The sequence below is a fragment of the Myxococcales bacterium genome (genome assembly GCA_016703425.1).
Lineage (GTDB): Bacteria > Myxococcota_A > Polyangia > Polyangiales > Polyangiaceae > JADJCA01.
This window is the reverse complement of record JADJCA010000007.1, coordinates 49,852-75,435: the sequence shown is the minus strand read 5'-3', so window position 1 is coordinate 75,435 and position 25,584 is coordinate 49,852. Positions and strand designations below refer to the sequence as shown.

Below are 25,584 nucleotides of genomic sequence, written 5' to 3'. Positions count from 1 at the left end.
CGCACTGCCTTACCAACACACGGGCTCACCAACGCACGGTGCGCCCCACGACGGTCCGATCGCTATCGTCGCGGGCGATTTGCCCGGCAGGGCGGGGCTTCAGCACCACCGTGGGGAGGCCGTCGCGCACCTCGAGCAGCCGGAGCGGGACCTCCGCGTCGCTTCGCGTGTGAAAGACCACTTCGAGCGGCTCGCCACCGGGCGCGCAGAACTGGAAGAAGAAGCCTGACGGTGAGCCCCCGAGGCGCAATCGCCGAGCGAGCTCCTGGTCCTTTTCGGCGGAGAAACGGATGAGGTGCCGGACCGGCTTTCCCGCCACCGAAAGCGCGTCATCGACGTGCTGTTCATCGGCGGTGGCGATGAGGCAGCGCGCGTCCTTCGAGGGGGCGAGGATCGCGCGGAGCTCAAAGCCGTCGGCCGTCTTCCGGCGCTCGTGGGACGTCACCGTTACGCCCTCGAGGCCCGAGGCCTCAGAGGGGGCGACCCACCACGTCGCCTCGCTCAGCGTGAGCTCTGGGAGGGCTCGTTTGGTGGCGTCTTCGGGCCGCAGCGCCGGCGCCATCCAGGGGTGCGGCGACGTGCCGAAGAAGAAGCCCTGCTTCTTGTCGGCGTCGACGCCGTACGCGAGCGTCGTTCCCGTGGCGACGGCGTCGCCAAGGGGCCACGCGAGTCGCCCGAACGAGAGCCCCGCCACGACCAAGAGCCCGCCCAAGGTCGCGAGCAAGCGGCGCCGCTTCCCGGCCGCTGCGAGCGGCGCCACGACGAGGTTCAACGGGGCTGCAAACGCGGCGGCCACGAGACCTGCGTTGGCGGCCGCGGCCACCGTGAGCGCGTAGAGCGTCGGGAGCCAGACCGTGAGGGCCACGGCGATGGCGACGTAGAACACTGCCGGCCGAAGCAACGTGGCCCGCCCGACGAACCAAGCCGTCACGAGCGCCGCCAGCGCGCACGCGGTGTTGGTGACAAGAAGGGGCACGCTCGCCATCGGCGCGAGGAGCGCCACGGCGAAGCCCGCGAGGCTGAGCAAGGCGAGCGAGCCGAGCGTCGCCGCGCTGGCGCCAATGCGCCGTGCCGTCAGGTGAAAGATCGTGAAGCACGTGAGCGTCGAGAGCGCGATGGCGCTCGTGGCCACGGCCCCGCCGCGCACGAGCAGCGCGTCGTAGGAGGCGACACGGCCCGCTAGAAAAAGCGCGAAGGCTCCCGCACCGACGGCGAGCGCGAACGCCAAGAGGGCCGATGCGCCGCCCCAGGCGATGGCCCGCGCTGTGAGGTCGCGGCGCTTCACAGCGAAGGCGGCCGCGAGCACCGAGAGGAGCAGCGCCGCCGCCGCGCCAAGGATGCTCGTGGCCCTCGAGAAGGAGACGAGCGCGCTGCCAAAGAACGTGAAGTAGGAGACCTCCTCGGCTTCCATCGCTTGAACGGGACCGCGGCCCAAGTGCCGCGCGAGGGCGACCATCGTGTCGCCCATCTGCTGCAGGCTGCGCGGGTCGAGCTCGTCAGGCGAGTCGGTGGCGCGATGGTAGTGCACGATGCCGTCGGCGAAGGCGAAGCTCATCGTGGGGACGCCGGCCTTCTTGAAGATTGTCGCGTCGGTGTCGTTTGGCATGAGCCGCGCGAGCACCGACACCAGCGAGCTCGCCTGGAGCCGCGGCACGTGCGCGAGCGCGGCGATGAGCGCGCCGTTTTCCGGTGACGTGTCGAACATCGCGACGCTGCCGTGGCTCCCTCGCGCATCGAAGTTGAAGGCCGCGACGACGTCCTTGGCGAACGGGTGCTCTTGCATGAAGGCCCCGGCGCCGAGGAGTCCGAGCTCCTCGCCGTCGGTAAAAAGGACGATCACGTCGCGGTCGAGCGGCGGGCCGCTCTGGAGCGCGCGGGCGCCTTCGAGGAGCGCGGCCGTGCCTGAGCCATCGTCGCCGGCGCCGGGACTTTGCGGCACCGCGTCGTAGTGTGCCGCGAAGAGGAGCGCGCGGTGATCGCTGCCGCGGCCCTTGATGCGAGCCACGACGTTCTCGACGCGAGCGCCCGACGTGCGCCCGAAGAACTTGTGCGTGATCGCGGTGCGTTGCACCTGAGGCTCGAGGCCGAGCTCCGTGAGGCGGCGCTCGATGAGGGCGCGGACGTCGTCGTGGCCGCGGGACCCAACGGGATGCGGCGCGCGGCAAAGCTCCCGGACGTGAACCATCGCCCGCGCTGCCGCGAACGCCTCGGGTGGCGCATCGACGGCCCGCGCGGCGGGCGGCTGCATACCTGCGAAGGCCACCGCCGCCGTCACAAGGACGACGAGGAGTCCGAGCCAATGGACGATGCGCGGCGCGAGCGGGCCGCTAGGGGAGCGCGTCGCCGGAGCCGGCGCGCGCTCCGGCGTCACACCTTGGTCAGCCACTCGGGGTGCGAGGTGTCGGAGCCTTTGACGACGTCGAAGAACCGCGTCTGGAGGCGCTTGGTGATGGGGCCCGGGGCGCCCTCACCGATGGTGCGGTTGTCGACCTCGCGGATGGGCGTCACCTCAGCGGCCGTGCCGGTGAAGAACGCTTCGTCGGCGAGCCAGAGCTGATCGCGCGTGATGCGGCCCTCGCTCACCGTGACGCCCTCTTCGCGTGCGAGCGTGAGGAGCGTGTCGCGTGTGATGCCGGCGAGGATGGAGCAGGAGAGGTCGGGCGTATGCAAGACCCCGTTCTTCACGATGAAGAGGTTCTCGCCGGAGCCTTCCGAGACGTACCCCTGCGTATCGAGGAGGATCGCCTCGTCGTAGCCGGCGAGCTTGGCTTCGCGCTTCGCGAGGACGCTGTTTGTGTATTGCCCCATCATCTTCGCCTTCGCGAGCGAGACGTTGATGTGGTGGCGGGCGTACGAGCTGATCTTGCAGCGGATGCCGCTCTTGAGCGCTTCGTCGCCGAGGTATGCGCCCCACTTCCACGCGATGACCGTGGTGCGGATGGGGTTATTGGGCGCGTAGATGCCCATCGCGCCCTCGCCGACGTAGACCATCGGCCGCAAGTAGCCTTCGGCCATGGAGTTCGCTCGCAGGGTTTCGAGGCACGCCTGCGAAACCTGATCTCTCGTAAACTTGGGCACGAGGAGCGTCAGCTTGCAGCTGTCAAAGAGCCTGTCGATGTGCTCCTTGAGCCTGAAGACGGTGGTCTGACCGTTGGTCCGCTTGTAGGCGCGAATGCCTTCGAAGGCGCCGAGGCCGTAGTGGAGCGAGTGCGTGAGGATGTGCACCTGCGCCGCGTCCCAGTCGACCAGCTCGCCGTCCATCCAGATTTTTTGAAGCTTTTCCAGCATGATCCGCTCCGAGTCCTTCCTATCTGGCAGACCTTCTTCGGCGCGTAAAGGGCCGTCCGTGTTTCTCGCTCTTCGAGGCCCCCATCATCGTCAGGGCGTCGTCCGGGCGTCGACACGGCTTCAGCGACGCAGCAAGACGTAAACGGCGCCCTCGCCGCCGTCGGCGCTGTTGGCGGTCGCGAAGGCCGCCACCTCAACGCTCGCCGCGCCTTGCGAGAGCCAGGCTGAAATTTCGCCTCGGAGCACGCCCACGCTACCCGGGGAGCCCTCGCCCTTGCCGTGAATCACGAGGACGCACCGCTCGCCACGAGCGCGCTTGTCGTGAAGGAATGCGCGCAGGCGTTCGCGTGCGTCGGCGGCCGACAGGCCGTGCAGGTCCAAGGAGGCGTCCACCGGGAAGCCGCCGCGGCGAAGCCTCCGCACGAACTCCAGCGGCACGTCGTCGCGACGACCCTCGACGCGGCGCCCGTCGTCGGAGACCTCGAAGGCCGAGCCTTCCGTCACGAGCGCGCGCAGGTGATCCATGGTCTCGTCGGGCGGCACGACGCGCCGTGGCGGCCGCGCGACGGGGGTGAGGTCCCCGGTCTTAGCGACGCGCGCTCGCGACTGGTCGAGCGGTGTCACGCCGCTCATGAGCCGATGGAAATCGAGATCGGCCGCCTCGCCTTGAGGCGCGCCCTTCGGTGCCGCCGCCGCGCGGCCGGCGTCCTGGCGGGGTTTCGTTGGCGCAGCGCCCTTGGTCTTGCTGGCCTCTGCCTTTTCGAGCTCGTCCTTGAGCGCTTGGAGCGACGCGAAGGGGCCCGGCGGGACTTTCGACTTGTTCTTGCTCTTCGACATGGCGGGCTTGAAGGAGGTGGCGAGCGCTGGTGCGTGCGCGCAGTTCATCACCGAACGCGACGCCGCGTCGGATTGTTCTCGTTAGGCCCCTGAACCAACTAAGGCCTCATCGTAGAGCCGCTGCGCGTCCTCGACGCCGACGCTCGTCACGAGCCGTTGCGATGGGTAGATCGCTACCGCGGAGCCGACCTTCGGGCAGAGCCCCAGGCAAGCCGTCGCCGTGACCCAAACCGACGCGGCTTGGCCTCGCGCCAGGGCGACCTTCTTGAGGGTGGCGTAGAGCTCGTCGCCGCCGCACCCTGCGCCGAGCGGGCTGTCGTCCGGGCGACGGTTGGTGCAAACGAAGAGATGGACTCGCGGCTTGAGGTTCGAGGGGATCAGGTGGTGGCTCCTCCCGTCGCTGAAACGGTGCTGTGGCCATAGGGCCTTTCGCCGTTTGGTTCCAGCGGGGCTCGAGAGGACGACGAGTCAGTTGTTCCCGTGGATCCGGGGGATGGATCAAACCGCACCCATGGCGACACGCGGCTCCTCGTAGTTGTGCGAAAAGACCCCTTTGCCGGTGGCCGGGCAGTTGCAGGAAGGGAATCGGCCCATGACTCTGCCGGCGATGGCAACTGCAGCACCCACGGTCATTTCCCTTGGGGATGGTCGGACCATCCGCCTTGGCGAGCTGATTGGGCGCGGCCAGGCCGCGACCGTCTACCGTGGGTCGCTCACGCTTCCGTACAAGATTCGCCGCGCCGTGGCCGTGAAGCTCTTCGACCCGGCCGGTTCGGACGAAGCCGCCCACTACATCGAGGCGGTCTCGCGCACCGTTCGCAAGACCGGTTGCGTGCACCACCCGAACGTCGTCGCGCCCATCGAGTTCACCGTGGCGGATCAGCGACCGGTGATCATCTCCGAGCTCGTCGACGGCGCGTCGTTGGAGCAGCTGCATCAGGCGTTCGTCCGCCGCGACCGCAAGGTGCCGACGGACCTCGCCCTGTTCCTCGCGCTCGAGATCGCCGAGGGCCTCGTCGCCGCGAGAGAGGCTCGCACGCCCGATGGCTCGACGCTTAACATGCGGCACCACGACCTCTCGCCGCGCGAGGTCCGGGTCTCGTGGGCCGGCGAGGTGCGAATCACCGACTTCGGCGTCACGGCGGCGCTTCGCGCCGGTTCGGGTGTTAGAAGCCTGCAGCACCTTGCGGCGCGCTGCGCGACGATGGCGCCAGAGGTGCTCGCGGGAGAGCGCGGCGACGCGCGCTCGGACGTCTTCTCGTTGGGCATCATCCTCAGGCAGCTGCTCGTCGGGCCGCGCTTTCCGCAGGACATGACGGACTCCGAAAAGATCGACCAAGCTCGAGAAGGCGCCATCCCCATCGGTTTGATGGAGCCGCCGGTGCGTGAGCCAATGGCGGAGATTCTCCATCGCGCGCTCGAAGTGGAGCCGGCGCATCGCTACGCTGAGCCGTCGCGAATCGCCTTCGACCTAAGGCGCGCGTGCCTCTCGCTCGGCGTAGGCGACGGCCGCGTCTTCTTGCGCTCGGCCATGCGCGACCTCTTGGCTCGCGAGGTTCCGTCCCAACCGACGCAGCCGGAGCCGGCGCGGCGAACGAAGGCCGACAGCGGCGAGGTCGCGACGACGGACGGGGCAGCGGACGGCGCGGACGCCCGCGAGGCGGGCTAAGCGCACTCGAAGCCGGGCGCCTACGCATGCGGCGCCCTCGCTAAGTGGCTCGTTTCGAGGCCGGTTCGACCGTCGCCGGGCTCCATCCGATCCGCCAACGCGGGCGAAAGCGGGCACGAAGCCCCCGAATCGCGCGCGAATCGCCTGTCGCCGAGGTGGCATAACGTGTGCGAGTTGGTGGGCGGAGGATATTTACGATGGCTCTCCGCCCCTGGCTGCTCGGTTCCTCGATCGCACTCGTCTTGGCCTTCGGTCAGGGCTGCTCCGGCTCTCAAGAAGAAGAGTCCGACGGCGAAGAGAGCGCGCTCAGCACGGTGAACGCGAAGTCTCTCCCCACGTCGCTCAAGGCGGCACGGCTGCTCCAGGGCTACAACCCTCTCATCGACCAGTTGAGTCGCGAGAGTTGCGTCACGCCGTCGCTCGCCGACCGCTCGGCCATCGAGGTTGGCGGCGTCGAGAACACGTTCCAGCTCACTCACGCGAACGCGAAGAGCGATCTCGCCAAAGAGTTCAACATGGACATCGGGCTCAACTTCCGCATCCCGAAGGTGGGCGGCGACGCGACAGCCCAGGCCGTGAACACCCTCAAGCGCTCGTCGACGTCGAGCAGCATGGTCGTGCGCGTGACGAAGTCGTACGGCGTGAACACGACGCGAGGCTTCGCCATCAAGCAGAAGGACCTCTTGGTCAACAAGCCGCTCGAGTTCCTCCGAACCTGCGGCGCCAAGGTGATCACCGGCGTTCGCTACGAAGCCCAGTTCGTTGCCGTCGTTACGTTCGACACCAAGACCCAAGAGCAAGCGAAGCAGATTCAAGCGGCGGTGAAGGCACAAGGCTCGGCGAAGATCCCGAAGGTGGCCGTCGCGCAAGTGGGCGCCGATCTGAAGAGCAAGGTGGCGCAGGCCACGGCGGCGGCGGAGAGCAACGTCTCCGTCAAGCTCTTCACGAGCGGGTTCAACGCCGCCGGCAAGGTGGCCGTCAACGGTGCGGGGCTCGAGACCTTTCAGGGGGGACCCGAGCTGCTGAGCAAGGTCGATCAGCTGCTCGCCGCCTTGAACGACTCGGTGGAATCGGCCCGCGAGAAGGACTTCCAGAGCTACGATGCCGACGTGGCCCAGGGCCGGTTGGTCAACCTCGCCCGCGTCGAACTCACCGACTACGAGAGCGCCGGGGGGACTTCGATCCCCAACTCGGCCTTCAACAGCCTCAGCCAGCCGCTCCTCGAGGCGGAGCAATTCCTGCGCTCGTTCACGGACCTCGATTCGCAGATTGACGGCGTGCGTGACGAACTCGGCTCGTTCCTGCGCGCCGGTACCGACCAGCATCGCTACAACGCGATCACCAGCCCTCTCGCCTCCACGATGAAGGTGGGGGCGCTCGCTCAGCGGTGGGCGCCGAAGTTCGCCGAGGAAGGGCCAGCCTCGGTGGCGCCTGCAGTCGATGGGGCGCTCAACACGTGCCTCGCGGGCGTGCGTGCCGCCGACTTTGGGGCCTGCAAGGGAGCGCCTACCAGCCACCCGGCCTACACAGCCGCCGTGGCCCAGATCGCTGAGTACTCCAAGCAGCGCATCGCTCGCCTCAGCTTCACCGACCTTCCGCAACGAGTCTCCTTCGCGGAGGCCGAGAAGGCGTGTCAGGCAAAGGGAGCGCGGTTGCCGACGCCCGAGGAGATTCGATTTCTGGCGCCGGCGACGGCGGCGGCCGGTGGAGCCGCATGGGTCGCTCGCGCAACGTGTCCCGGCTCAAAGGGCGGCTTGTACCTGCTCCCGCAAAACGAAGCCGAGGCCGAACCGGTCGCGAAGGCCTCGTTCAGCTGCGATGGCAACTGGTTCACCAACACCGTTGCGCTCGCGGGGTCGTGGTTTGGGACCGATGCGGCGGCCTTCTGCGTAAGTGGCAGCGGCCCGCGCGTCGAACCCCCGGCCCCGGGCCGCCTCTGAGCCTTTCCCGCCCGCCCGGGGCACCTTCACCGGCGACCGCCGCGGGCCTTCCGTCGTGCTCCGAGCCATGGGATGGTCTGGCGCAGGGGCGACGTCGTAGCGGCGCCGCCCCGTTTTCGCCATGAGCAAGCCCAAGAGCGGTGAAGCGCTCATCGTCAAGAACCGTCGCGCGACCTTCGACTACGAGATCAGCGAGACCTTCGAAGGAGGCCTCGCGCTCGTCGGTAGCGAGGTCAAGTCGATGCGTGCCGGCAAGGTCGACCTCGTCGACGCCTACGCCGCCGTTGAGGGCAACCAGCTCTGGCTCAAGCAGATGTACATCGCGCCCTTCGAGCAAGCGAAGGCGTTCCCCCACGAGCCCCGCCGCAACCGGAAGGTGCTCCTCCATCGCCATGAGATCGAGCGCATCGCTCAGGCGATTTCGCGCGAGGGGCTCACCGCGGTGCCCCTCCGCCTCTATTGGAAGGGTGGTCGCGCGAAGGTCGAGCTCGGGCTCGCGAAGGGGAAAAAGAAGCTCGACAAGCGCGCCGACATCGCCAAAAAAGACGCGGCACGCGAGGCGCGCGCCGAGCTCGGACGGAGGCAAAAGGGCCGATGAGAGTCGCGTGGGAGAAGGGCGGTGAGGCCGACCTCGAGGTGCTCACGGAGAGTCGTGTCGTCCTTGTGTCAACGCGGTCTTCACCGCCGGGCTCGCGCATCGACGGAACGCTCCGCTTGAGCGAGGACAGCGCCAGCGAAGGCGCGTCATCGCCCGTACGCTTCAAGATTCATTCGTGCCGTCGCGAGGGCGAGAGGTTCCGCCTCGAGGGCCGGCCCATCGACATCACGCGGGAGCTCTTGGAGCGGGTCCGCGCGGCGCTGCCCGCAAAGCCTGAGTAGCGCCGTCCAGCGCCCTAGTGAAACCGCGTGCTCTGGGCCCGCGCCAACGTGGGCCGAAGGCGAAGCGAGGCAATGACGACCCCAGCGAGCACGAGTGCGATGAGGAGCACCGAGCTCGTTCGCTGACTCAACGAGAGTGGGCTCGTGCCGCCGAGGAGATTCCTAAGGTTTGCGCGAACCGTGAAGGCCCCCGCGAGGCCGGCGCTCTGCCCCACCATCGCGTCGACGACGAGGACGACGAGCCGGCCCCCGCCGCGCCTTCCGAACGACGCGCCGGCGAGAAACAGGCTCACGTACGCGGCGGCTCCGAGGGCCGCGATCCACGCGGTCGTGGGGCCGTCGCCGAGGGGAGCGCCCGGAGGCCGTGCGACGAAGACCACCGCGAGCGCGACGCCCGCCACCAGCGTCGTCGCAGCGGCGCCGCACGTGACGAATGGGGCAAGGCTCGCTGAGCGCCGCTCGGCGCCGAATCGCACGAGCCAACCCACGGCGTCGGCGAGGCTGCCTCCACCCAAGACGGCGCTCGTGACGGCGAAGGCGGTAAGCGGCACGACGAAGGCGCCCAAGGTGTGGATGACGACCGCGTCGGCGCCGCTGCCGCGCCGGACAACGGCCGTCGCGACGGCGAGCGTCAGCCACAAGATGGCGAGCAAAACATGGCTGCGCCGACGAACAGCGCCTCGCGCGAGCAGCATGGAGAGCATCTTCATGGCACGGGCTCGAAGAGGTCGAGGTCGATGCCGAGCTCGGCGATGGCCGCTCCCACGGCGAGAGCGAGCGCCTCAGGGTCCTCGCTGCGAACCACGAGCGCGTCGTCGTGCCATGAGATGGCGCTCGCCGACGCGTCGCTCGAAAGGCGCGTCGCCAGCGCGCGAAGGCCCCGTCCGACGAGCCGATAACCGCCCGCTGGCGAGACCGACGTGGCGCCTTCCGATGCGAGCCACGAGGTGCCGCCCATGACGTAACGTCTCGCGCCAAGCACCGCGGCGTCGCGTCGCGAAGCGGTGGCGACGACGACGCACGCCGAGCGGGAGCGCTCCACGAGCGCCGACGCAAGGGCTCCCGCGGCCCTCGCGTCGAGATGCGTGAAGGGCTCGTCCAAGAGGAGGATCTTCGCCGTCGACGTGAGCGCTTCGACCAAGAGCACCGTATGGCGCTCGATGGCATCGAGCGATGCGAGCTGACGATCGATGAGCTTGGTGAGACCAAAACGTTCCAAACGCCCCGCCGCCGGCGACGGGGCCTCGCGCCTTAGTGCGGCGGCGGCGGCGAAGAGCTCACCGACCGTCAGCGCCGGTGGCACGCTTGCGTCCGTTAGCCTGACCCACGTGACCTCTGCGCGCGATCGGGGCGCTTCACCGAGCACGGTCACGAGGCCGCGGTGCACGCGAGCCGCGCCCGCCAGGACGGCGAGCAGCTCCGGCGCACCGGCGCGTGGCGGGCCCACGAGTGCGTGGACGCCGGCCTCAAACTTGGCGTTCACGGGGCCCAGGACGACCTGGCGTCGGGCCCCCAGCACCTGCGCGTTGTCGAGGACAATCAAGGTCGAGGCTCCCGAAAGACGCGCAGCGCCGTCCCGGCGGAATGCCGCGCCGCCGTGATCGCGACGACAACGACGACGCCCAGCGCCGCCGCCGCCGTCAGCACGAGCGCGACGTCCACCGAGCCCGGCGACAGGCCGCGGCGGAGCGCGCTAAAGGCCGACGGGATCGCCATCGCTTGCGCCAGCGGTTCGGCGGGGGCGAGACCGAGCAGGGCCACGCGGAGTAGCTCGGGGCCCGCGAGGGCAAGCACCAGCGTCAGGTAGCCACGGCCGCGGCTCCGCGGTGCCAGGGTCGCGAAGACGAGCGCGGCCATGACCGCCGAAAAGGCGAGGCACTGGAGAGATGCCGCTAGGCCCGTCTGCAGAAGCTCCAGCGATAGCGCAGCGCCCCGCGCCGAGGACGCGGCGGCCACCATAACGATGAAGGCGCCCAAAACGGTCGCGATGACAAGCCACGCCGCGAGCGCCGCGATTCGCGCCAGCACGAAGTCCCTTCGCGATACGCCGCGCGAGAGCGGCAGCGAGAGAAGGCCGGTCTCGGAATCGATGGCGAGGGCGCGCAAGCCAACGGTGAACGCGAGGAGCATGCCGGGCCCCCACGCGAGCACCTCGGCGGTGAGTCCTACGATCACGAGCGCCGCGCTGCGCCCGGCGAGCGGCGGCCGTCGCCGCAACGATCGCGAGGGTCACCGACAAGAGCAGCGCCAAGAGCAGCGCGGCTCGCACGCCAAAGCGCGCCCCCGTTGCCCGGAAGAGAAACAAGAAGAGCTCCCGTTTTGCCGGTTGGGACATCGCGCGAAGGAGGCAAGGTAGCGGTGATCGCGAGCGCTAGTGCACCGTTTCCGTCGAACTGACGGGGCGGCCGAAAACCAAACCTGTCATGGGAACGTTTGGATCCCTGGCGATCGAGGGTTGTTCTCTGGCCCTTGCCCCGCCTTGGGACGGCGAACAACCCGTCGTCCCAAGTGAAACGCAGCACGAGGGGCTTCCTCGAGGCTTTTGTGCCACGATTGCGCGTCGTGCGAAAGCATCGCGGTCGCTTCTTCACGCTCGGTGTCGTCGTCTACGTGGCCGCCGCTGCGGTGACGGAGCCCGTCGGCCTTTGGGGCTTTGCGTTGCTCGCGTTCGCCGCCGCGGCGGCATTTTGGGCTGGAACCGCGCCGACCCGGATGACCGGGGGCGCGTCCTTGTTCGCGGCCATCGCCGCCGCATCCGCCGCCGGCGGCGCCGCGGCTCCTCTCTCCGTTCATATCGGAGGCAACCTCGCCGCTGCCCTCGCCCTCGTTCTCGCGCATCTCTCGCTGGCTCGACTAAGTGGACCACCGTCGCTGGCGGGGCTCCTCTCAAGACCCACGCCCGTCACGGCGGCGCTCTCTGCGGCCGCCTTTGTCGTTCCGTGGTTCATGCAAGATGCACGAGCTGCGGCCGCCACCGGGCTCGTGGCGGCAGCCATCGTCACCTTGCTCTTCGCACTCTTCGAACGCGTTCGTCGCCGCTACGAGCTGGGGCTCCGCGCTCGCCTGGCGCTCGGGGCGACGACGATGCTCGCGGGCCTGATCCTCTGCGCCGCCGCGTCGCGCGTCGCCGCGGGCGGCTTCACTGACGTGGTGACGCGCGCGGCCCTCGCGCCGACGGCGCTCGTCGCGGTCCTCATGAGCGAGCGGGCGCGCGAGCTAGCCGTGTTGCATGCCAGCCGCGTCCTCGCGGTGCTCATCGCCTTCGGCGGCGTGGTCGTGCTCGTGGTGCTCGACGTCTCGCTTCGCGGGCGTATCGATGGCGCCGTCGTGGCGGCCATCGGCTCCACGCTGTGCCTCGCGCTCGGGGCGCTCGCCCCGCGCGTCGCCGACGGCCTCCGCCCGGCCAAAGGCGTCTGGCTCGACGCCTTCGCCCGGGCCGAGGCGTCGCTCCTTGAAACGAGCGCCGACCTCGGCCTGCGCGAGGCGCTCTCGACGCTCCGGCGCCCGCTGGGCCAGGGGGCGCCGTCGCCGGAGCTTTGGCTCTTCGACACGGGCGCCGGCGGCGAGGCGCGCGTCCTCGGCATCGACACCGCGGGCTACGCCCACGACCTGGTTGGTGTCTATCCGGCCGATGTCGTGGCCGTTGCGGCGAGTGAGCCTTGCGCCACGGTACGAACGGCAGTGCTCGAACAGCTCGAGGTGCGACGGCCCGATCTGCGGCCCGCGCTGCGCTGGCTCCTTGAAAGGCGCTCGCTCTCCGCGACGCTCATCATGGACGCAGGCGAAATGGTGGGGCTCTTGGTCGTGCCCAGCGGCATGCGTGATGGCCTCTCCGACGTCGAGACGCTCGAGGAGATCACGGCGCAGAAGCGGCTCGCCGATCGCCTCGCGTCGGTCTTGGCATCGCGCGCGGCGATCGCACGGGGCCTCTCCCGCGAGCAAGAGCTGCGCGCCAAGCTCGAAGCGAAAGACGAGGAGGTCCTCGCGCTGGACGCCGAACGCTCCCGAGACCGAGCGCGCCACGAACGCGCCGCGGCCCGTCTGGCGCGTCCTGCGCAGAGCGGCCTCTACGCTCCGTCGTCGCGTCTCGCCTACGAAGCGCTCGAGGCGCGCGCGCGGCTCGGCGCCCCGACGGTCGTCTTTCACGCAAGCGGAGTCGATCCGGTTCCCTTCGTGGCGCGGGCTCACCTGGCGGGTGCGCGGCGTCGGGGCGCGCTCGTGGTCGTCGACGGCACCTCGGCGCGTGAGCACGACCTCGCGCGCTGGGTCGACCCGCTGGCGTCGCCGCTGGCGCTCGCCGACAAGGGACTCCTGCTCCTTGTCGACGGCGCGCTCCTCCCGGCCGACGTCCAACGCGTCGTCGCGCAGGCTGTGGCCGAGAAACGTGGCCCTTGGGAGAGCGGCGAGCCCCTCGACACGGTGCTCGCGGTGACGAGCGTCTTGCCGATGGACGCGCTGAAGGAGCGTCTGGAGGGGGGGCTCATGGCTCGCCTCGCCGACGCGCTTCTGCACCCGATCCACCTGCCGACGCTCGCGGAGCGGGCAGAGGATCTCCGTGCGCTGCTGGCCGATCGGTTGGCGAGGGAAGGGCTTCGCGCCCGCGGCGAGCCGTTGGCCCTGAGCGATGGGGCCCTTCACCGAATCGTCGAGCGGGTGGGCGATGGCATCGTCGGCGACGAGGCCGAGCTACAGGCCATTGTGCTCCGCCTCGTCGCCGTCGCCCGCGGGCCCATCGTTTCGGCGGAAGACATCGAAGCCTGCGGTTTGCCCGCGCCCATCGACGCGGCCGAGCGGCGCCTCCGCCTCGTCTGAGCCGCAAAAATCCCCTCGTAGATTCCGCCCGGGGACCGTGATACACACGCTCCTCGATGAATCCGCGCTCGCTCTTCGTCCTTGGCGCCGTGTCCGTTCTCTTTGGCTGCGGCAGCAGCGAAGAACCCTACAAGGCAACGCCGGCGTGGTCGGGTCGCAAGGCCAACGTGCCTGCGCCGCCGCCCTTGCCGAGCCAGCCCATCAAGGCCGGCGACGCCTACACGGTTTACGGCACGGTCCATCACATGCGGAGCCGCATTCACGGCGCCGAAGTGACCGGCAAAGAGATCGCCATCGTGGGGTACATCATCGAGTCGAACATCTCGACGGCCCCGCCCTGCGCGGTCCACAAGACCGGCAAGAAGGATCCGGAAGACTGCCTCAACATCCCGATCCCTTCGTTCACCATCGCCGACACAAAAGACGCGAAGCCGACCGACGCGAAGACCCCGCGGATTCGCGTCATGGGTTGGGCCGCGAACTTCGCCAACGTCTTTGAGGCGATGGAGAAGTACAAGAACCTCAAGGAAGCGCCCAAGGAGCTCTACAAAGACGAGCTCTGGGCCGTTGACGTCCCGTACCCGCTCCCGGCCGTCGGGGCGAAGGTGAAGGTCACCGGCAAGTACGGCGTGAACTTCTCCAAGTCTTCAAACGGCATCGTGGCCGACCCGCTCAACGGCATCATGACCTACGGCAAGATCGAGGTCTTGGAGCCGGCTCCCCAGCCCCCGGCCTTTAGCAAAGAAGCTGGCGGCGGCGTCGCTCCGGGCAAGGGCGGCAAGGTCGTCGCCCAAAAGAAGTAGCTCGCGCGCCTCGAGCGCGGCCCGGTCGTGGACATCCTCTATCGTGACGACGAGCTCGCCGTCGTGAACAAGCCCTCGGGGCTCCTGACGCACAAGAGCACGTGGTCTGGCCCTGCCGACGACGCGGCGGTGCAGCAGGCGCGCGACGCGCTCGGCGTTCACGTATGGCCCGTTCATCGACTCGACCGGCAGACGAGCGGGGCGCTGCTGTTTGCGCTCTCGGCTGAGGTGGCGGCGCGCATGCAAGAGGCCTGCGAAGTCGGCCTCGTGGAGAAGCGCTACCTCGCCATCGCGCGGGGCGTCGTCCCGGGCGAGGTGCACGTCGATCACCCCATTCCGCGGGGCGAAGGCAAGCCGCGCGCCCCCGCCGTGACCGACTTTCGACGCGTCGCTGTCGACGCGCTGTCACGGGCGTCGCTCGTCGAAGCGTTCCCCCGTTCGGGGCGGTTTCATCAAGTGCGCCGTCACCTCGCGCACCTGCGCCATCCCATCGGTGGCGACTCCAACTACGGGACCGGCTGGTTCAACCGCTTCATGCGAGACGAGGTTGGCCTTCCGAGGCTCGCGCTGCACGCCGCGTCGCTTCGACTTCCGGCGAGGAGCGGCGAGGTCCTCGTGTCGGCGCCGGTGCCCGCTGATCTCGAGGGCGCGATCGCGCGCCTCTTCGGGATGGACATCGATAAAAGCCGCGTCTGAGTGAAAAATTTCGCTCCTATGAGACGTCGGGGAGCGTTGACGGGTCTGTTTCGCCTGGCAGAAGGTGCGCACGCCATGCTGAAGGGATTTTTACGGGGCCCGTTGGGACTTTTAACGGTCACGCTCGGCGTCGCGCTCGCGGCCTGCGGCGACGGCTCGCGCGATCTGAGCGGCAAGGGCGCTCCCGGTCCCGGTGCCGGTGCCGGCTTCGCCGATCCCAACGCAGCCTTCGACGGCACCCTCGTGCTCGACCCCGCCGACAAAGAGATCGACGTGAGCGGCGCCCAGCCCGTGAGCGTCCCTTACAAGGTCTCGCTCGTGGCGAAGACCGGCGAACGGACCGACGTCACCGATCGCGTGGTCTTCTCCGAGGAAGGCGCGGACGTCGGGTTCACGGTGGGCACCTTCAAGGGGGCTACGTTCACGGCGGCCGGCGATCGCGTCGGCCGCACCATGATTCGCGCCCGCCTCGACGAGCGCCTCGAAGGCAAGACGTCGCTCTCGCTCAAGGCGAAGCGGGTCATCGTGGCTGCCGGTGCAGACCCGTCGGCGGCGTCGAAGTTCACGGGCGCTGACTCGCCGTCGGCATCCCCGAGCCTCGTCTACCCGGCCGATGGCGTCATCGTGCCGCCGAACATGAACGACATCGAGTTTCACTACGTGCCCAAAGCGGGCCAGTCGCTCTTCGAGCTCGGCTTTGAATCGCCCTACCTCGACCTCAAGGTCTACGTCGGCTGTCAGACGCTCGGTGCAGGGTGCACGTATTCGCCCGACAAGACCGTTTGGAACCTCATCGCCTCGAGCGGCCGCGACGTCGATCCGGTGGCGTACCGACTCCGCGCCACGTCGGCCGGCGGCGGCGCCGTGGGCCGCTCCGCCGATCGTCACATCGGCTTTGGCCGCGAGAGCATCACCGGCGGCGTCTACTACTGGAACGCCGGCGCCGGCCAAACGAAGCGCTACGAGTTCGGCGTCAGCGGGCAAAAGGCCGAGACCTTCTTGAGTCCCGCCAACGCCGGCTCGCTCTTCTGCGTGGGCTGTCACTCCATTTCCCGCGACGGGCGATACATCGCCGTGGGCCTCGACATCCCCGGCACCGCGTCGAAGACGCTGACCGTCGGAACCCGTCAGCAGGTCTTCGCGCTGCCGGGCGCGTCGTTATTCGCGTTCTCGCCCGACAGCAGCCAGATCATGACGTCGAACGGTCAGAACATCGTCTGGCGGACGACCCAAACGGCAGCGCCCATCAAGGAGCCCGTCGTGGCGCAGGGAACGATGCCCGACTGGTCGGCCGACGGAAAGCAGCTCGTCTACGCGAAGTCGACGGATCCGATGATCATCGGCGCGCCGGCCATCTCCAAGGGCACGCTCGAGGTCATCTCTCTGAACGGCTCTGCGTGGAGCGCGGCGACGGTGCTCGTGCCGCGCACCGGCTCCGAGAACAACTATTACCCGGCGTTCTCGCCGGACTCGGCGTGGGTCCTCTTCAACCGCTCGCCGTCGGGCAAGAACTCCATGGGCGACGACTCCTCCGGCGGCAACACGCCTTCGGGGGTCGCTGACGGCCAATTGTGGATCGTTCCCGCTGCCGGCGGCCCGGCGAAGCGGCTCGACGCGGCGAGCGTGCCCGGCAAGGACACCTTCGACTCGTGGCCGAAGTGGGCGCCCGTGGTGCAGACCTACCGGGGCAAGCGCCTCATGTGGTTCACGTTCTCGAGCCGTCGCGCCTACGGCCTTCGAACGAACGACGGGGACAACACGCAGCTCTGGATGGCGGCCTTCGACCCAGAGAAGGGCGCGGCGGATCCGAGCCTCCCGGCGTTCTGGGTTCCCTTTCAGGAGCTCTCGAGCGGCAACCACATCGCCCAGTGGGTGACACGCGTCGAGCGCCAGCCGTGCGGCGGGCCGGGCGCATGCGCCTCCGGTGAGCAGTGCATCGAAGGCCGCTGCGTTCCGGCCATCAAGTAGCTCGTCTTTGACCGCGCAGCGAGGCACGGGAGCGTGAGTGGGCGCTCCTAAGGAGCCAGCGCGCGCATCGCTTGCGTCGCGGGGCGCGCGTCCCCGTCAGCGCGTACGAAGCCCCACCAGCGCTCGTGGGCGTCGTAGCGCCACGCGAGCGCGCCTTGCAAACACGACGAGCGCGCGGCGCGCACGAACGCCGACGCGACGCGCGCTTGGAGGGCATCGTCGTCGACGCGCGAGCTCTGCCCGAATTCACCGAGCACGACGGCGACGCCGTCGTGGGCCGCCCGCCGACAGACGGCGTCGGCGCCTCCGATGACGCCGTCGTCGGCGTAGGCGTGCAGGTCGTAGAACGACAGTCCGAGACCCGAGAAGAGCCCGCCTGCGAGGTCAGCGGCGCCGCCTTCGTGGCCCGAGCTCGCCGTGACACGCAGCCAAGGCGCAGCCGCGCGGACGAACGCCGCCGTCCGCCGCACGTATTCGCGCGCGCCGCTGTTGCCGTCGGGCCAATAGCCGCGCTTCCTCGGCGCCTGCAGCTCGTTGATGAGGTCGAGGCCGTAGATGACGTCGCGGTGCGAGGCCAAGAGGCCCAAGAGCGGCGCCAAGACGCGCTCTTCGTAGGCCGCCGCTTCGCCGTGCCCGCCACGAAAGAGGTGTCCGTAGAGCACGCGCAAGGGGCCCGCCTCGGCCGGCGCGTGGTTGCCGTCGAGCGCCGTGAGGTACACCGACAGCTTCAGGCGACGCGCATGGCGGAGCGTGATCGCTAGGTTTTGAAGGAACAGGCTGTCGATGCCGACAATGGTCGGCGCGTGGTCGCCGAGGGTGATGCCTTCGAGTCCCTCGAAGAGCCAGAGCCGAACGACGCTGCCGCCGGCGGCGCCGATGCCGGCGAAGGTGGCGGCGACGTACGCTTCATCGAAGTGCTGCGTGAGATCGGAGCCGTAGTGGCTCCTGAACCAGGCTTCGTTGTAGCCCAGGACAAATGGAGCGCCGCCGTCGGCCGCTGCGCGACTCGCTGCTGGGCTCTCGAGCGGCGCGGGGGCCATCGCCGCCGGTGCGGTCGGTGGCCAAACGCCTGCGTGCGCCGGAGTGGGGGCTTCGCGCGCGCAGGCAGCGGCCGCCAGCGCCGTCATCGCGACGATGCGCGGCGTCGCCGCGTGTCGGCGGGCGTCGCGGCTCACGGCGCCGTCGCACCGGCGGGGATGAGAGCGCGCGCCTCTTCTGAACGCGCGATGGGCAGGAGCCGCGCCAACGCCACCTCTGCGTCGTGCGACGAGAGCCCCTTCGAGGCGGCCTCCTCGGCCGCGAGCGAGCCCAGCGCCAGGCCGAAGAACAGATCCTTCGAACGGCCCGCGTCGGCGACGAGAACCTGCCAATCGTGCGGAGATGCGTCGACGGCGTAAGCCAAGAGCAGGTCTTGGAGGACATCGACGGCGATGGCCACAGCACGAAAGGCCTCACCGAGGAGGAGCAAACGCGTCGCGCGCCCGACGGCCCGGAGGACCGCGTCGGTGCGCTGCGCCCGCAGGCTGCGGACCACGAGGCGCCGGCCGAACTCCGTCGACGCGAGGCCGAGCGATTCGCGCGACCACTTGAAGTCCGGCGCCCCTCGCGTGAGGGTCGCGAGGTCGGTGAGCGGCGACGACCGCAACATCTGCTCCAGGAGCTCGAGCCAGCGCTCCTTGTCGACGTGTCCGCCGTGCTCAGGCAGCGCCGCGAGCTCGCGCTCGAAGGTCTCGCTCGTGACGCGCCGCACCGACGGCCAGGCGAGCAGACGCTCCGGCGGCTTCGTGCCGAGAAACACGCGCGAGCCAGCCCAGAAGGAGACGCGCACGTCCTTCCGGTGCAGCTCAAAGAGCCGCGACAGGTAGGTGTGGCGCGAGAGCGCCGCGAGGACGTCTTTGGGGGGCGCCACGAGCGCGAGCGCCGCAGCCATCATCTCGAGGAGCCGCTCCGCGGGGCGCCTCGGATAGAGCGTGGTGAGCTCGGGGCTCGCGGCGGCGAGCCAATCGTGAACGCAGCCGAAGAGGCTCCAATCACCGGCCGACGCCTCCGGGAGCAGGTCGATGGGCACGAGCGAGCGCGCCACCTGGACTCGGCCGAGGTCGGTTCTCGATCGCAGGTCGGCGTCGACGGCGTCAGCCTGCAAAAAGAGCCGCGCGATGGCGTCGCCGCCGAGAGGACGGCCGGGACGAACGACGCCGCCGAGAACCAACGGAGAGACGATGTCGCGGTAGACGCGCGCGGCGACCGGCGCGCTCACTCGTCCTCGGCCGCGCCTGCGCGCTCGGGGAGCGCCGGCGGCGCGCTCGCGACCGGCTTGGTGCCGCGGAGCGGCAGCGCCCCGATGGGATCGATGGCGAGCTCAATGGCCGAGAGCTCGAGGGTGCGGGCGACGGCGTTGGCCGTCAGCGGCTCGAAGCCAGCCCCGTCGAGGAGCGTATCTTCAAGCGGTCCGAAGGCTTCGATGGGCACACCCAACGCGTTGCCGTCGCCAGTGAGCAAGACGCGGGTGCCCGGCGGCACGCCCATGGCGCGGACAAGCACTTCGGGCGCGACCTGCGGGACAACGTCGAACCCCGCGGCGACGAAGAGGTTCGGGTGAAGCTCCGAGAAGAAGGTACCGACGGGAATGTTCTCCACGCCGCCCTCGGTGTGAAGGAACGCGCCCTTGTTCGTGTGCGCGATGCGCGTCGCCGCGACGACGCTTCGCGGCAGCGCGTAGGCCACGCGCCGCAAGAGCGCCATGTCGGCGGGCGCGACCCAGGTCACCGTGACGCGCCGCCAGGGCGCCAGCGAGGGCAACACACGCAGCGGAACCCGGACCACGTCGGGCGTCGTGCTGCGCTCCGCCATTTGAGCGAGCGCGCCGTCGTTCGCGTCGCGCAGCGTGATGCGCGCGAAGGCGCGGAGGTCGCCCATGACGGGGACGCGCGGAAGGGCCCACGGCTCTTCGCCGCGGCCCCGCATCAAGACGAGCCCCCCGGCGTCGAAGACGGGGCAGGCGCGAAGCTCGATGGGATGGCGAAAGCCCGCTTCCACAAAGACGCCCGGCGCCGCGGGCAGGAACGTGGACAGGCCCGGCGTGTGACCGAGCAAGGGCAACATGCGCGGCGGCAGGTCTGGCACGCGCACGACGATGCGGCGGGTGGGGCCATCATCAAACGCCGACGCCGGGGGCCACTCGCAGGCGGCGACCTCGCCTTCGACACGTGAACGGACCAAGTAGTGGATGAGCGCGGCGCTCAAGCCGTGCTCGGCGACGATGATGCGGAGGCCCGGTTGTGCGAGCGAGGGGGGATCGCGTTCGAGATGGAGCCGCATGAGCAGCGCCTTGAGATCGAGATCGCGCTCGACCTCGTACTCCTGCGTGAAACGGTCGTGGTAGAGGACGAGCGGCATGTTCGACGCCATGAGCTCGTGCGCGTCGTAGCCAAAGGGCGCGGCCGCGTCGCGGTACTGGACGAAGTGGCGACTCGTGCCGGTGAACGCGAAGCCTTGGACCAAGCGAGCCGCCTCGGCGACGCGATCCATGCGGTCGCTCGATTCGGCGGCCATCTCGAGGACGATCTCGCGGGTGCCGAGCTTCGAGCGAACAACGCGCAGCGCGACCGACGGGAGGATCGCCTCCAGCGACTGTTCGCGCGTGTAGATGGCCAGGAGCGCGACGAGTCGGTCCACCGTCGGCAGGAGCACGAGACCTTTGGTGCCGAGCGCCACGCCGCGCGCGTCCACGCCGAGGCCCGGCGCGCGGAGGCGAGTCTGGTGAAGCGCGATGCGCTCGAGCACGGAGACGGAGCCTACCACACGGCGCCAAGGCGAATGCGGCGCCACATCGCCGCGAGCTCTCCCGGCGTCGTGATTCAGTCTCGCGCGAGCACGCGAACGGCGCCCAAGATGGCTGCCGCGACGGTCTCCGTTCGCAAGACGAAGGGACCAATCGCGCGCCTTTGGAAGCCGTGTTGCTCGAAGAGCTGGAGCTCGCCCTCGTCGAGGCCGCCTTCGGGCCCGGCGGCGAGGGCGATGCCGCTGTCGGGCGCGCCCTCTGACAGGATGCGCGAGAGGTCGCCGCCGAGGCGGCGCGGGGCGGCCGGATCGAGCACGAAGCGCGCGCTGCCCTCGGTCAAGGCCTCGAGCGCGTCGCCGAGGCCCCCGTGCAACTCGACGCGCGGTGCGTCGCCGCGGGTCGCTTGGCGAGCCGCCTCGATGGCGATCCGCCGCCACCGGTCGAGGCGCGCCTTGCTGCGGGCGTCATCGGGCTTCGCGACGCTGCGCGCGGTGACGACGAAGCGAACTTCGCTCGCGCCAAGTTCCGCCGCGTCTCGCACGATGGCGTCGCACTTATCGCCCTTGGCGAGGCCCTGCACGAGCACCAGCGGCACTCGCCCTCGGACGGCGGCGGGCCGAAGCGCGCCCACCACGAGCCAGGCCTCTCGCCCGTCGGCTGCGAGCGTGGCGTCGGCCTCGACGGCGCGCGCAGGATCGAAGACCGTGAACACGGCCTCCGGTCTCGTCCGGTGCACGTCCTTGACGTAGCGCAGCAGCTCCGGCGTCGGTCGCGAACGCCCCTCGGCGAGGCCGACGACGGGGACGCGCAGGGTCATTTCTTTCGAAACGCGAGGGCCGTCCACTCGCCCTTGACCGGGCCCTCTTCGAGCGTGAGCGACGGGAACGCCGCGCGCACACGGTCGGCTTGCGGAACGAGGATGCCCGACAAGACGAGCAGACCACCGCTCGCCGTCACGCGCAGCAGCGCCGGCGCGAGGCGAATGAGCACGTCGGCTTCGATGTTGGCGACGACCACGGGGTAAAGTTCATGAATGGCTTCGACGGACGTCGTGTCGGCGGTGAGCTTGTCGGAGAGGCCGTTGCGCTCAGCGTTCTCTTTCGCCACGGGGATCACGTCGGGATCGTTGTCGATGGCCCTCGCGCTCTTGGCGCCAAAGACGAGCCCCACGATGGCGAGGATTCCGCTACCGCACCCGACGTCGAGGAGCGGGTGGCCGGAGACCTCGGCGCGCCGCTTGGCGAGGATCGTGGCCACGAGCGACGTCGTCTCGTGAAGGCCGGTGCCGAAGGCGCGGCCCGGCTCGAGCTCAAGGACGTGCGGGACGTGCGGACCCTCGTAAGCCTCCCACGGCGGCCTGACCACCACGTCGTCACACAGCGCGAACGGCTTGAAGTGCTTCTTCCACTCGTCGCGCCACTCGTCGCCAACGATCTCCTCGATGCGTGGGTTCAGCGACTCGTCGATGGCGGCCAACGCGAGGTCGGCGGCCGCGCGGTCGCCGAAGCTTGCGACGAGCGTCGTCGTGTCCGCCGCGGCGCCCTTGACGAGCGTCGAAGCGTCGCGCTCTTCGACGCCGAGCGCACCGAGCTCGAAGAGCAGCGCGCTCGCCTCGTCGGCGGCGGCGGCGTCGACGTCGATGTGAAGGAAGGGGAAGACGGGGCGGGCGCTCGGGCCGGTCATGGGTTACTCGCGGATGGTGACGCTCACGACAGCGTCGCGGGAGGGAGGCGAGGGCGCGCCGAACGGCGACTTTTTGAAGACGCCCGCGAGAGCGAGCCCGCCGAAGAGAGCGCCGATGGCCAAGACGCCGCCGCCGATGGCGACCGGGAGGACCCACCCCTTGCTGGCCTCGGGGACGACGACGCGCAGCGGACCCGTCTCGTCGCCGCGTGTCGCCACCGGTTTGCCTTCGGCGTCGAGGGCCGTGACGAAGTAGTCGAGCGACGGCGGCTGCACGGCGGGGCCCGGGACGAGCGCCCGCGCGGTCTTGCCGCGGAGCTCGGCCGTGAGCTCTTGAAAGCCTCCCGTGGCGCCGGTCCGGTAGTAGACGCGGACCTCCTTGACGCGTTCGCCGTCGTCTTCGATGCGAATGGTCACTGGCAAGAGCGTGCCCGCCTCGACCTCGGAGCGCGGCGTGTGGTGCAAGCTGATGGGCGTTGGCGTCGGCGCGTCGGTTGGGAGGCCGGGCCGGCCCTCCGCTTCCCATGCCGCGCGAACGGCGGTGAAGACGTCACGAAAGCGCGGCGACTCCTTCTTGGGGAGCGCGTAGGTGGGGTCGACGACCAGGAGGCCGCGAATGGCGCTCTCCGCCTCGTCTTTGCGGCCGAGGGTGATGTAGTTGAACGCGAGCAGGCGATGGATCTCAATCTGCGTGTCGCGGTCGTTGCCGGGTCGCACCAACGCGCCCGACAGCACCTGAATCGACTCTTCGTACTTCTGATCGTCGAAGAGCGTGCGTCCGCGAGTGACCAGATCGCCCGAGGCTGCGGGGGCGGCCGCAGCGCCCGCCTTCTGCGGCGCCGCCAAGGCGACGTTCGGCAGAAGGAGGCCCGGCGACGTGCCCACGAGGACCGCGAAGGTGATGACGCGAAGGGAGCGCACGAAGGAGCCGGAGCTTATCACGACAGGTGCGTCACGTCGTCGTAGCGGACGAGCCGGAGGCCCCCGCCTTCGCGGCGCTCAAGCACGGTGATCGAGGCGTTTTGCGGCCGAAAGCTGCGCGCCGTCTCGAGCGTTCCGTGAATCAACTGCGCGAGCAGCAGGGACGAAATGGCGCCGTGGGAGACGACGACGACGCTCGCGCCTTCCACCGACTCCTGGGTCAGCGTCGCGGCCACCGGTTCAACGCGCGCCCAGGCGTCGGCGAGCGACTCGCCGCCCGGTGGCCGTACCAACGACGCCGCCACGCCGCGGTCTCTTGCTTCGGCGTCGAGCCTTCGGCGCAGCTCGGCCAAGGGCTGCCCCTCCCAGTCGCCGAAACAACGTTCGCGCAGCGCCGGAAAGACGCGGAGCGGGAGCGAGCCGCTGCGAGCCACGGCCGATGCCGTCGCGTGGCTGCGCGAAAGATCGCTGCTCCAAACCGACGTGGCACCGGCGGTGCCGAGCGCCTCCGCCACGCGTTCGGCTTGCCTCGTGCCCGTCTCGTCGAGCGGGATGTCGGTGTGACCCTGCGCGCGGCCCTCGGCGTTCCAGGAGGTCTGGCCGTGGCGAACGAGGTAGATGCGCGACGGAGCTCGGCTCAACCCAAGAGGTCCCGGAACTGGAGCGGCATCGCCACGTTCTTCACGGAGGCCGACTGCACGTCGCCGAAGGCGAACTCGCCGCCAGGCTTCGCTGCGTCGCCGAGCCGCGCGACGGCGTCGTTCATGACCAGGATCTGATCGCGCTTCGCGCAGCCTTGGAGCCGCGCGGTGTTGTTCATCCCGCTGGAGAAGCCCGTGAAGTTGGCGTTGGGACCAAAGGCGCCGACGAAGAGCGGCGCGAGGTTCACGCCCGTCGACACCGCCACGCCTTGCTCCTTGAGGTGCGCGAAGGCGGGGCGATCGGGGAGCTTCTGCGTCATGGCGCGGATGTCTTTGGCGCAGCGAAGCGCCGCCGCCAACCGCTCCTCAGGGGTCGCGTCATAGAACGGCGGCCCAAAGAGCGCGAGCACGCAGTCGCCGATCATCTTGTCGAAGACGCCGCCGTGGGCCCACACCAGCTCGACGGCGTCGCGGCTCCAGACCTCGACGAGCTCAGCCACCGCGGCCGGGGTCTTGAGCGTCTCTTCCGACAGCTTCGTGAAGCCCGCGATGTCGACGTAGAGAATGGCGACCTCGGCCTCCCGCGGCGAGAGGTAGCGCTGCTCGTAGTCGTCGGTGCCGATGAGGCGGGAGACGTCGTCAGGACGGAAGGCGGCGGCGAGGCGTCGCCACTCCTTGTTGAAGTCGACGACGCGCTGACGGATGAAGCCGGCGAAGCCACCAAGGATCTCGCGATCGTAGGTGTTGAAGGCCCCGCGTCCCGACGCGACGACCACCTTGCCCACGATGACGCTCTTCGTCACGCCGTTGATGAGGACCTCTTCTTGGGCGTCCTTCATGCCGAAGCGAGCGAGGATGTCGCGGTTGCCTTCGCGCAAGAAGCTGAGGCCCAGGCGCCGCAGCTCGTGCACGTCGCCGCGCGCCGTCGTCTCGTCCATCGTGTCGAGGATGCGCTTGTCGCCTTCGTAGACCTGAACGTGAAGCATCGAGCTCGCCTGCTCCTCGGCCAAGAACACGAGGAGCGTGCGGTCGAGCGGCGTGGCTCGGTGGAGGATCGATATGGCGAGCGCAAGCCCCTCTCCGAGCACGCGGTGCCGGAGCGCCTGCGCGAGATCCATCATGATGTTGTGCCGCTCGCGCGCCGCGCGGATCGTGTAGAGAAAATTGTCGAGGACCTCGGCGAGCGCGTTGAGCAGGCCGAAGGCGTGGTCCAGGTCGCTGGCGATGGGGCTGCCTTTCGCGAAGACGAAGCCGGCGGAGCCGAACCATGTGCCGGCGACGTCGAGGTGTTGCGCGACGACGACCTGCGTGTCGCTGTCACCATGGGCGCGCTCGCGCCGCTCTTCGCGCGTTCGAGCGAAGACCTCGGCGCGCTCTGGAATCACGAGCCCCACGGGCCACTCGAAGACGTGAGGCTCCAGGTCTTCGCCGTAGCTCTCCACGAAGGCACCGACGGCGCCGGCCTTCGCGCAGACCGCGGGCAACATGCGCGACAGAACCTCGCCGAGGCTCTCGCGCCGCGTCATGCCCTCTTCGATGGCGACGTCGATGGCTTCGCGAAGCTCGAGAAGAAGGACGAGCTTCCGCGTCTCGGTCGGCAGCACAGAGGTGGCTTCGTAGGTCCGGACGGGCATCGGCCGATGATGCCAGAAATCGAGGGTCTTTG

At 69.4% G+C, this 25,584-nt stretch carries 22 protein-coding genes; 8 read left to right on the top strand and 14 right to left on the bottom strand.

Annotation, left to right across the window (positions count from 1 at the left end):
- Positions 1-25: 25 nt before the first annotated feature.
- The 3 genes from IPG50_12275 to IPG50_12265 all read right to left on the bottom strand — a co-directional run bounded on the left by IPG50_12275 (position 26) and on the right by IPG50_12265 (position 4,125).
- Entirely contained in the window at positions 26-2,386 is a 2,361-nt protein-coding gene (locus IPG50_12275; GenBank protein ID MBK6692958.1) for a M28 family peptidase, read from the bottom strand.
- Positions 2,368-3,288: a branched-chain amino acid transaminase gene (locus IPG50_12270; GenBank protein MBK6692957.1), complete on the bottom strand. Its 921-nt coding sequence runs from the start codon at positions 3,286-3,288 to the stop codon at positions 2,368-2,370. The genes IPG50_12275 and IPG50_12270 overlap by 19 nt, the downstream gene beginning before the upstream one ends.
- 120 nt (positions 3,289-3,408) lie before the next feature.
- Positions 3,409-4,125: a Smr/MutS family protein gene (locus tag IPG50_12265; GenBank protein MBK6692956.1), complete on the bottom strand. Its 717-nt coding sequence runs from the start codon at positions 4,123-4,125 to the stop codon at positions 3,409-3,411.
- Positions 4,126-4,717: 592 nt separating this feature from the next.
- On the opposite strand from IPG50_12265, the gene IPG50_12260 reads away from it, so the two are divergent.
- From IPG50_12260 to IPG50_12245, 4 genes are all read left to right on the top strand, one after another.
- Positions 4,718-5,794, top strand: a complete 1,077-nt coding sequence (locus IPG50_12260) for a protein kinase (protein MBK6692955.1) — start codon at positions 4,718-4,720, stop codon at positions 5,792-5,794.
- A gap of 197 nt (positions 5,795-5,991) precedes the next feature.
- Entirely contained in the window at positions 5,992-7,734 is a 1,743-nt protein-coding gene (locus IPG50_12255) for a hypothetical protein (protein MBK6692954.1), read from the top strand.
- Between the two features lie 121 nt (positions 7,735-7,855).
- A complete protein-coding gene (gene smpB / locus IPG50_12250) occupies positions 7,856-8,332 on the top strand; it encodes an SsrA-binding protein SmpB (GenBank protein ID MBK6692953.1) in 477 nt (158 codons plus the stop codon).
- The gene (locus tag IPG50_12245) at positions 8,329-8,613 is read left to right on the top strand and encodes a hypothetical protein (protein ID MBK6692952.1); all 285 of its coding nucleotides are present in this window, start codon (positions 8,329-8,331) and stop codon (positions 8,611-8,613) included. Before smpB ends, IPG50_12245 begins: the two co-directional genes overlap by 4 nt.
- Before the next feature lie 14 nt (positions 8,614-8,627).
- Here the strand turns inward: IPG50_12245 and IPG50_12240 are convergent, their stop codons facing one another.
- Genes IPG50_12240 through IPG50_12230 form a run of 3 tightly spaced genes read right to left on the bottom strand, consistent with a single transcriptional unit; the run spans position 8,628 to position 10,788 of the window.
- Positions 8,628-9,323: a hypothetical protein gene (locus IPG50_12240; protein MBK6692951.1), complete on the bottom strand. Its 696-nt coding sequence runs from the start codon at positions 9,321-9,323 to the stop codon at positions 8,628-8,630.
- Positions 9,320-10,156, bottom strand: coding sequence for an ATP-binding cassette domain-containing protein (locus tag IPG50_12235; GenBank protein ID MBK6692950.1), 837 nt, complete (start codon positions 10,154-10,156; stop codon positions 9,320-9,322). Before IPG50_12235 ends, IPG50_12240 begins: the two co-directional genes overlap by 4 nt.
- Positions 10,153-10,788, bottom strand: coding sequence for a hypothetical protein (locus IPG50_12230; GenBank protein ID MBK6692949.1), 636 nt, complete (start codon positions 10,786-10,788; stop codon positions 10,153-10,155). Before IPG50_12230 ends, IPG50_12235 begins: the two co-directional genes overlap by 4 nt.
- Before the next feature lie 387 nt (positions 10,789-11,175).
- Between IPG50_12230 and IPG50_12225 the strand changes: the two genes are divergently transcribed.
- From IPG50_12225 to IPG50_12210, 4 genes are all read left to right on the top strand, one after another.
- Positions 11,176-13,425, top strand: a complete 2,250-nt coding sequence (locus IPG50_12225; protein ID MBK6692948.1) for a hypothetical protein — start codon at positions 11,176-11,178, stop codon at positions 13,423-13,425.
- Positions 13,426-13,481: 56 nt separating this feature from the next.
- Positions 13,482-14,228 (top strand): hypothetical protein, encoded by a 747-nt coding sequence (locus IPG50_12220; protein ID MBK6692947.1) that lies wholly within the window; start codon positions 13,482-13,484, stop codon positions 14,226-14,228.
- A 27-nt stretch (positions 14,229-14,255) separates the two neighbouring features.
- Complete coding sequence (locus IPG50_12215) at positions 14,256-14,924, top strand: pseudouridylate synthase (GenBank protein MBK6692946.1); 669 nt, start codon at positions 14,256-14,258, stop codon at positions 14,922-14,924.
- 75 nt (positions 14,925-14,999) lie between these two features.
- Entirely contained in the window at positions 15,000-16,892 is a 1,893-nt protein-coding gene (locus IPG50_12210; GenBank protein MBK6692945.1) for a PD40 domain-containing protein, read from the top strand.
- A gap of 47 nt (positions 16,893-16,939) precedes the next feature.
- Here the strand turns inward: IPG50_12210 and IPG50_12205 are convergent, their stop codons facing one another.
- The 8 genes from IPG50_12205 to IPG50_12170 all read right to left on the bottom strand — a co-directional run bounded on the left by IPG50_12205 (position 16,940) and on the right by IPG50_12170 (position 25,552).
- Positions 16,940-18,067 (bottom strand): hypothetical protein, encoded by a 1,128-nt coding sequence (locus IPG50_12205; GenBank protein MBK6692944.1) that lies wholly within the window; start codon positions 18,065-18,067, stop codon positions 16,940-16,942.
- Entirely contained in the window at positions 18,064-19,149 is a 1,086-nt protein-coding gene (locus IPG50_12200) for a hypothetical protein (protein MBK6692943.1), read from the bottom strand. The genes IPG50_12205 and IPG50_12200 overlap by 4 nt, the downstream gene beginning before the upstream one ends.
- Positions 19,146-20,675, bottom strand: coding sequence for a hypothetical protein (locus IPG50_12195; protein ID MBK6692942.1), 1,530 nt, complete (start codon positions 20,673-20,675; stop codon positions 19,146-19,148). The genes IPG50_12200 and IPG50_12195 overlap by 4 nt, the downstream gene beginning before the upstream one ends.
- A gap of 74 nt (positions 20,676-20,749) precedes the next feature.
- The gene (locus IPG50_12190) at positions 20,750-21,490 is read right to left on the bottom strand and encodes a 16S rRNA (uracil(1498)-N(3))-methyltransferase (protein ID MBK6692941.1); all 741 of its coding nucleotides are present in this window, start codon (positions 21,488-21,490) and stop codon (positions 20,750-20,752) included.
- Positions 21,487-22,356 carry a 50S ribosomal protein L11 methyltransferase gene (locus tag IPG50_12185; GenBank protein MBK6692940.1) on the bottom strand — a complete coding sequence of 290 codons (870 nt, stop codon included), beginning with the start codon at positions 22,354-22,356 and terminating at the stop codon, positions 21,487-21,489. Before IPG50_12185 ends, IPG50_12190 begins: the two co-directional genes overlap by 4 nt.
- 3 nt (positions 22,357-22,359) lie before the next feature.
- Entirely contained in the window at positions 22,360-23,277 is a 918-nt protein-coding gene (locus tag IPG50_12180) for a tetratricopeptide repeat protein (protein MBK6692939.1), read from the bottom strand.
- Positions 23,278-23,294: 17 nt separating this feature from the next.
- On the bottom strand, positions 23,295-23,918 hold the full coding sequence (locus IPG50_12175) for a histidine phosphatase family protein (GenBank protein MBK6692938.1): 624 nt from the start codon (positions 23,916-23,918) through the stop codon (positions 23,295-23,297).
- Positions 23,915-25,552 (bottom strand): adenylate/guanylate cyclase domain-containing protein, encoded by a 1,638-nt coding sequence (locus IPG50_12170; GenBank protein MBK6692937.1) that lies wholly within the window; start codon positions 25,550-25,552, stop codon positions 23,915-23,917. Before IPG50_12170 ends, IPG50_12175 begins: the two co-directional genes overlap by 4 nt.
- Positions 25,553-25,584: the final 32 nt, after the last annotated feature.

Coding starts and splice junctions, on each gene's coding strand:
- IPG50_12270 (MBK6692957.1), bottom strand. CDS start 3,288: ATGCTGGAAAAGCTTCAAAAAATCTGGATGGACGGCGAGCTGGTCGAC.
- IPG50_12265 (MBK6692956.1), bottom strand. CDS start 4,125: ATGTCGAAGAGCAAGAACAAGTCGAAAGTCCCGCCGGGCCCCTTCGCG.
- IPG50_12260 (MBK6692955.1), top strand. CDS start 4,718: ATGACTCTGCCGGCGATGGCAACTGCAGCACCCACGGTCATTTCCCTT.
- IPG50_12255 (MBK6692954.1), top strand. CDS start 5,992: ATGGCTCTCCGCCCCTGGCTGCTCGGTTCCTCGATCGCACTCGTCTTG.
- smpB (MBK6692953.1), top strand. CDS start 7,856: ATGAGCAAGCCCAAGAGCGGTGAAGCGCTCATCGTCAAGAACCGTCGC.
- IPG50_12245 (MBK6692952.1), top strand. CDS start 8,329: ATGAGAGTCGCGTGGGAGAAGGGCGGTGAGGCCGACCTCGAGGTGCTC.
- IPG50_12240 (MBK6692951.1), bottom strand. CDS start 9,323: ATGAAGATGCTCTCCATGCTGCTCGCGCGAGGCGCTGTTCGTCGGCGC.
- IPG50_12220 (MBK6692947.1), top strand. CDS start 13,482: ATGAATCCGCGCTCGCTCTTCGTCCTTGGCGCCGTGTCCGTTCTCTTT.
- IPG50_12210 (MBK6692945.1), top strand. CDS start 15,000: ATGCTGAAGGGATTTTTACGGGGCCCGTTGGGACTTTTAACGGTCACG.
- IPG50_12190 (MBK6692941.1), bottom strand. CDS start 21,490: ATGACCCTGCGCGTCCCCGTCGTCGGCCTCGCCGAGGGGCGTTCGCGA.
- IPG50_12185 (MBK6692940.1), bottom strand. CDS start 22,356: ATGACCGGCCCGAGCGCCCGCCCCGTCTTCCCCTTCCTTCACATCGAC.
- IPG50_12170 (MBK6692937.1), bottom strand. CDS start 25,552: ATGCCCGTCCGGACCTACGAAGCCACCTCTGTGCTGCCGACCGAGACG.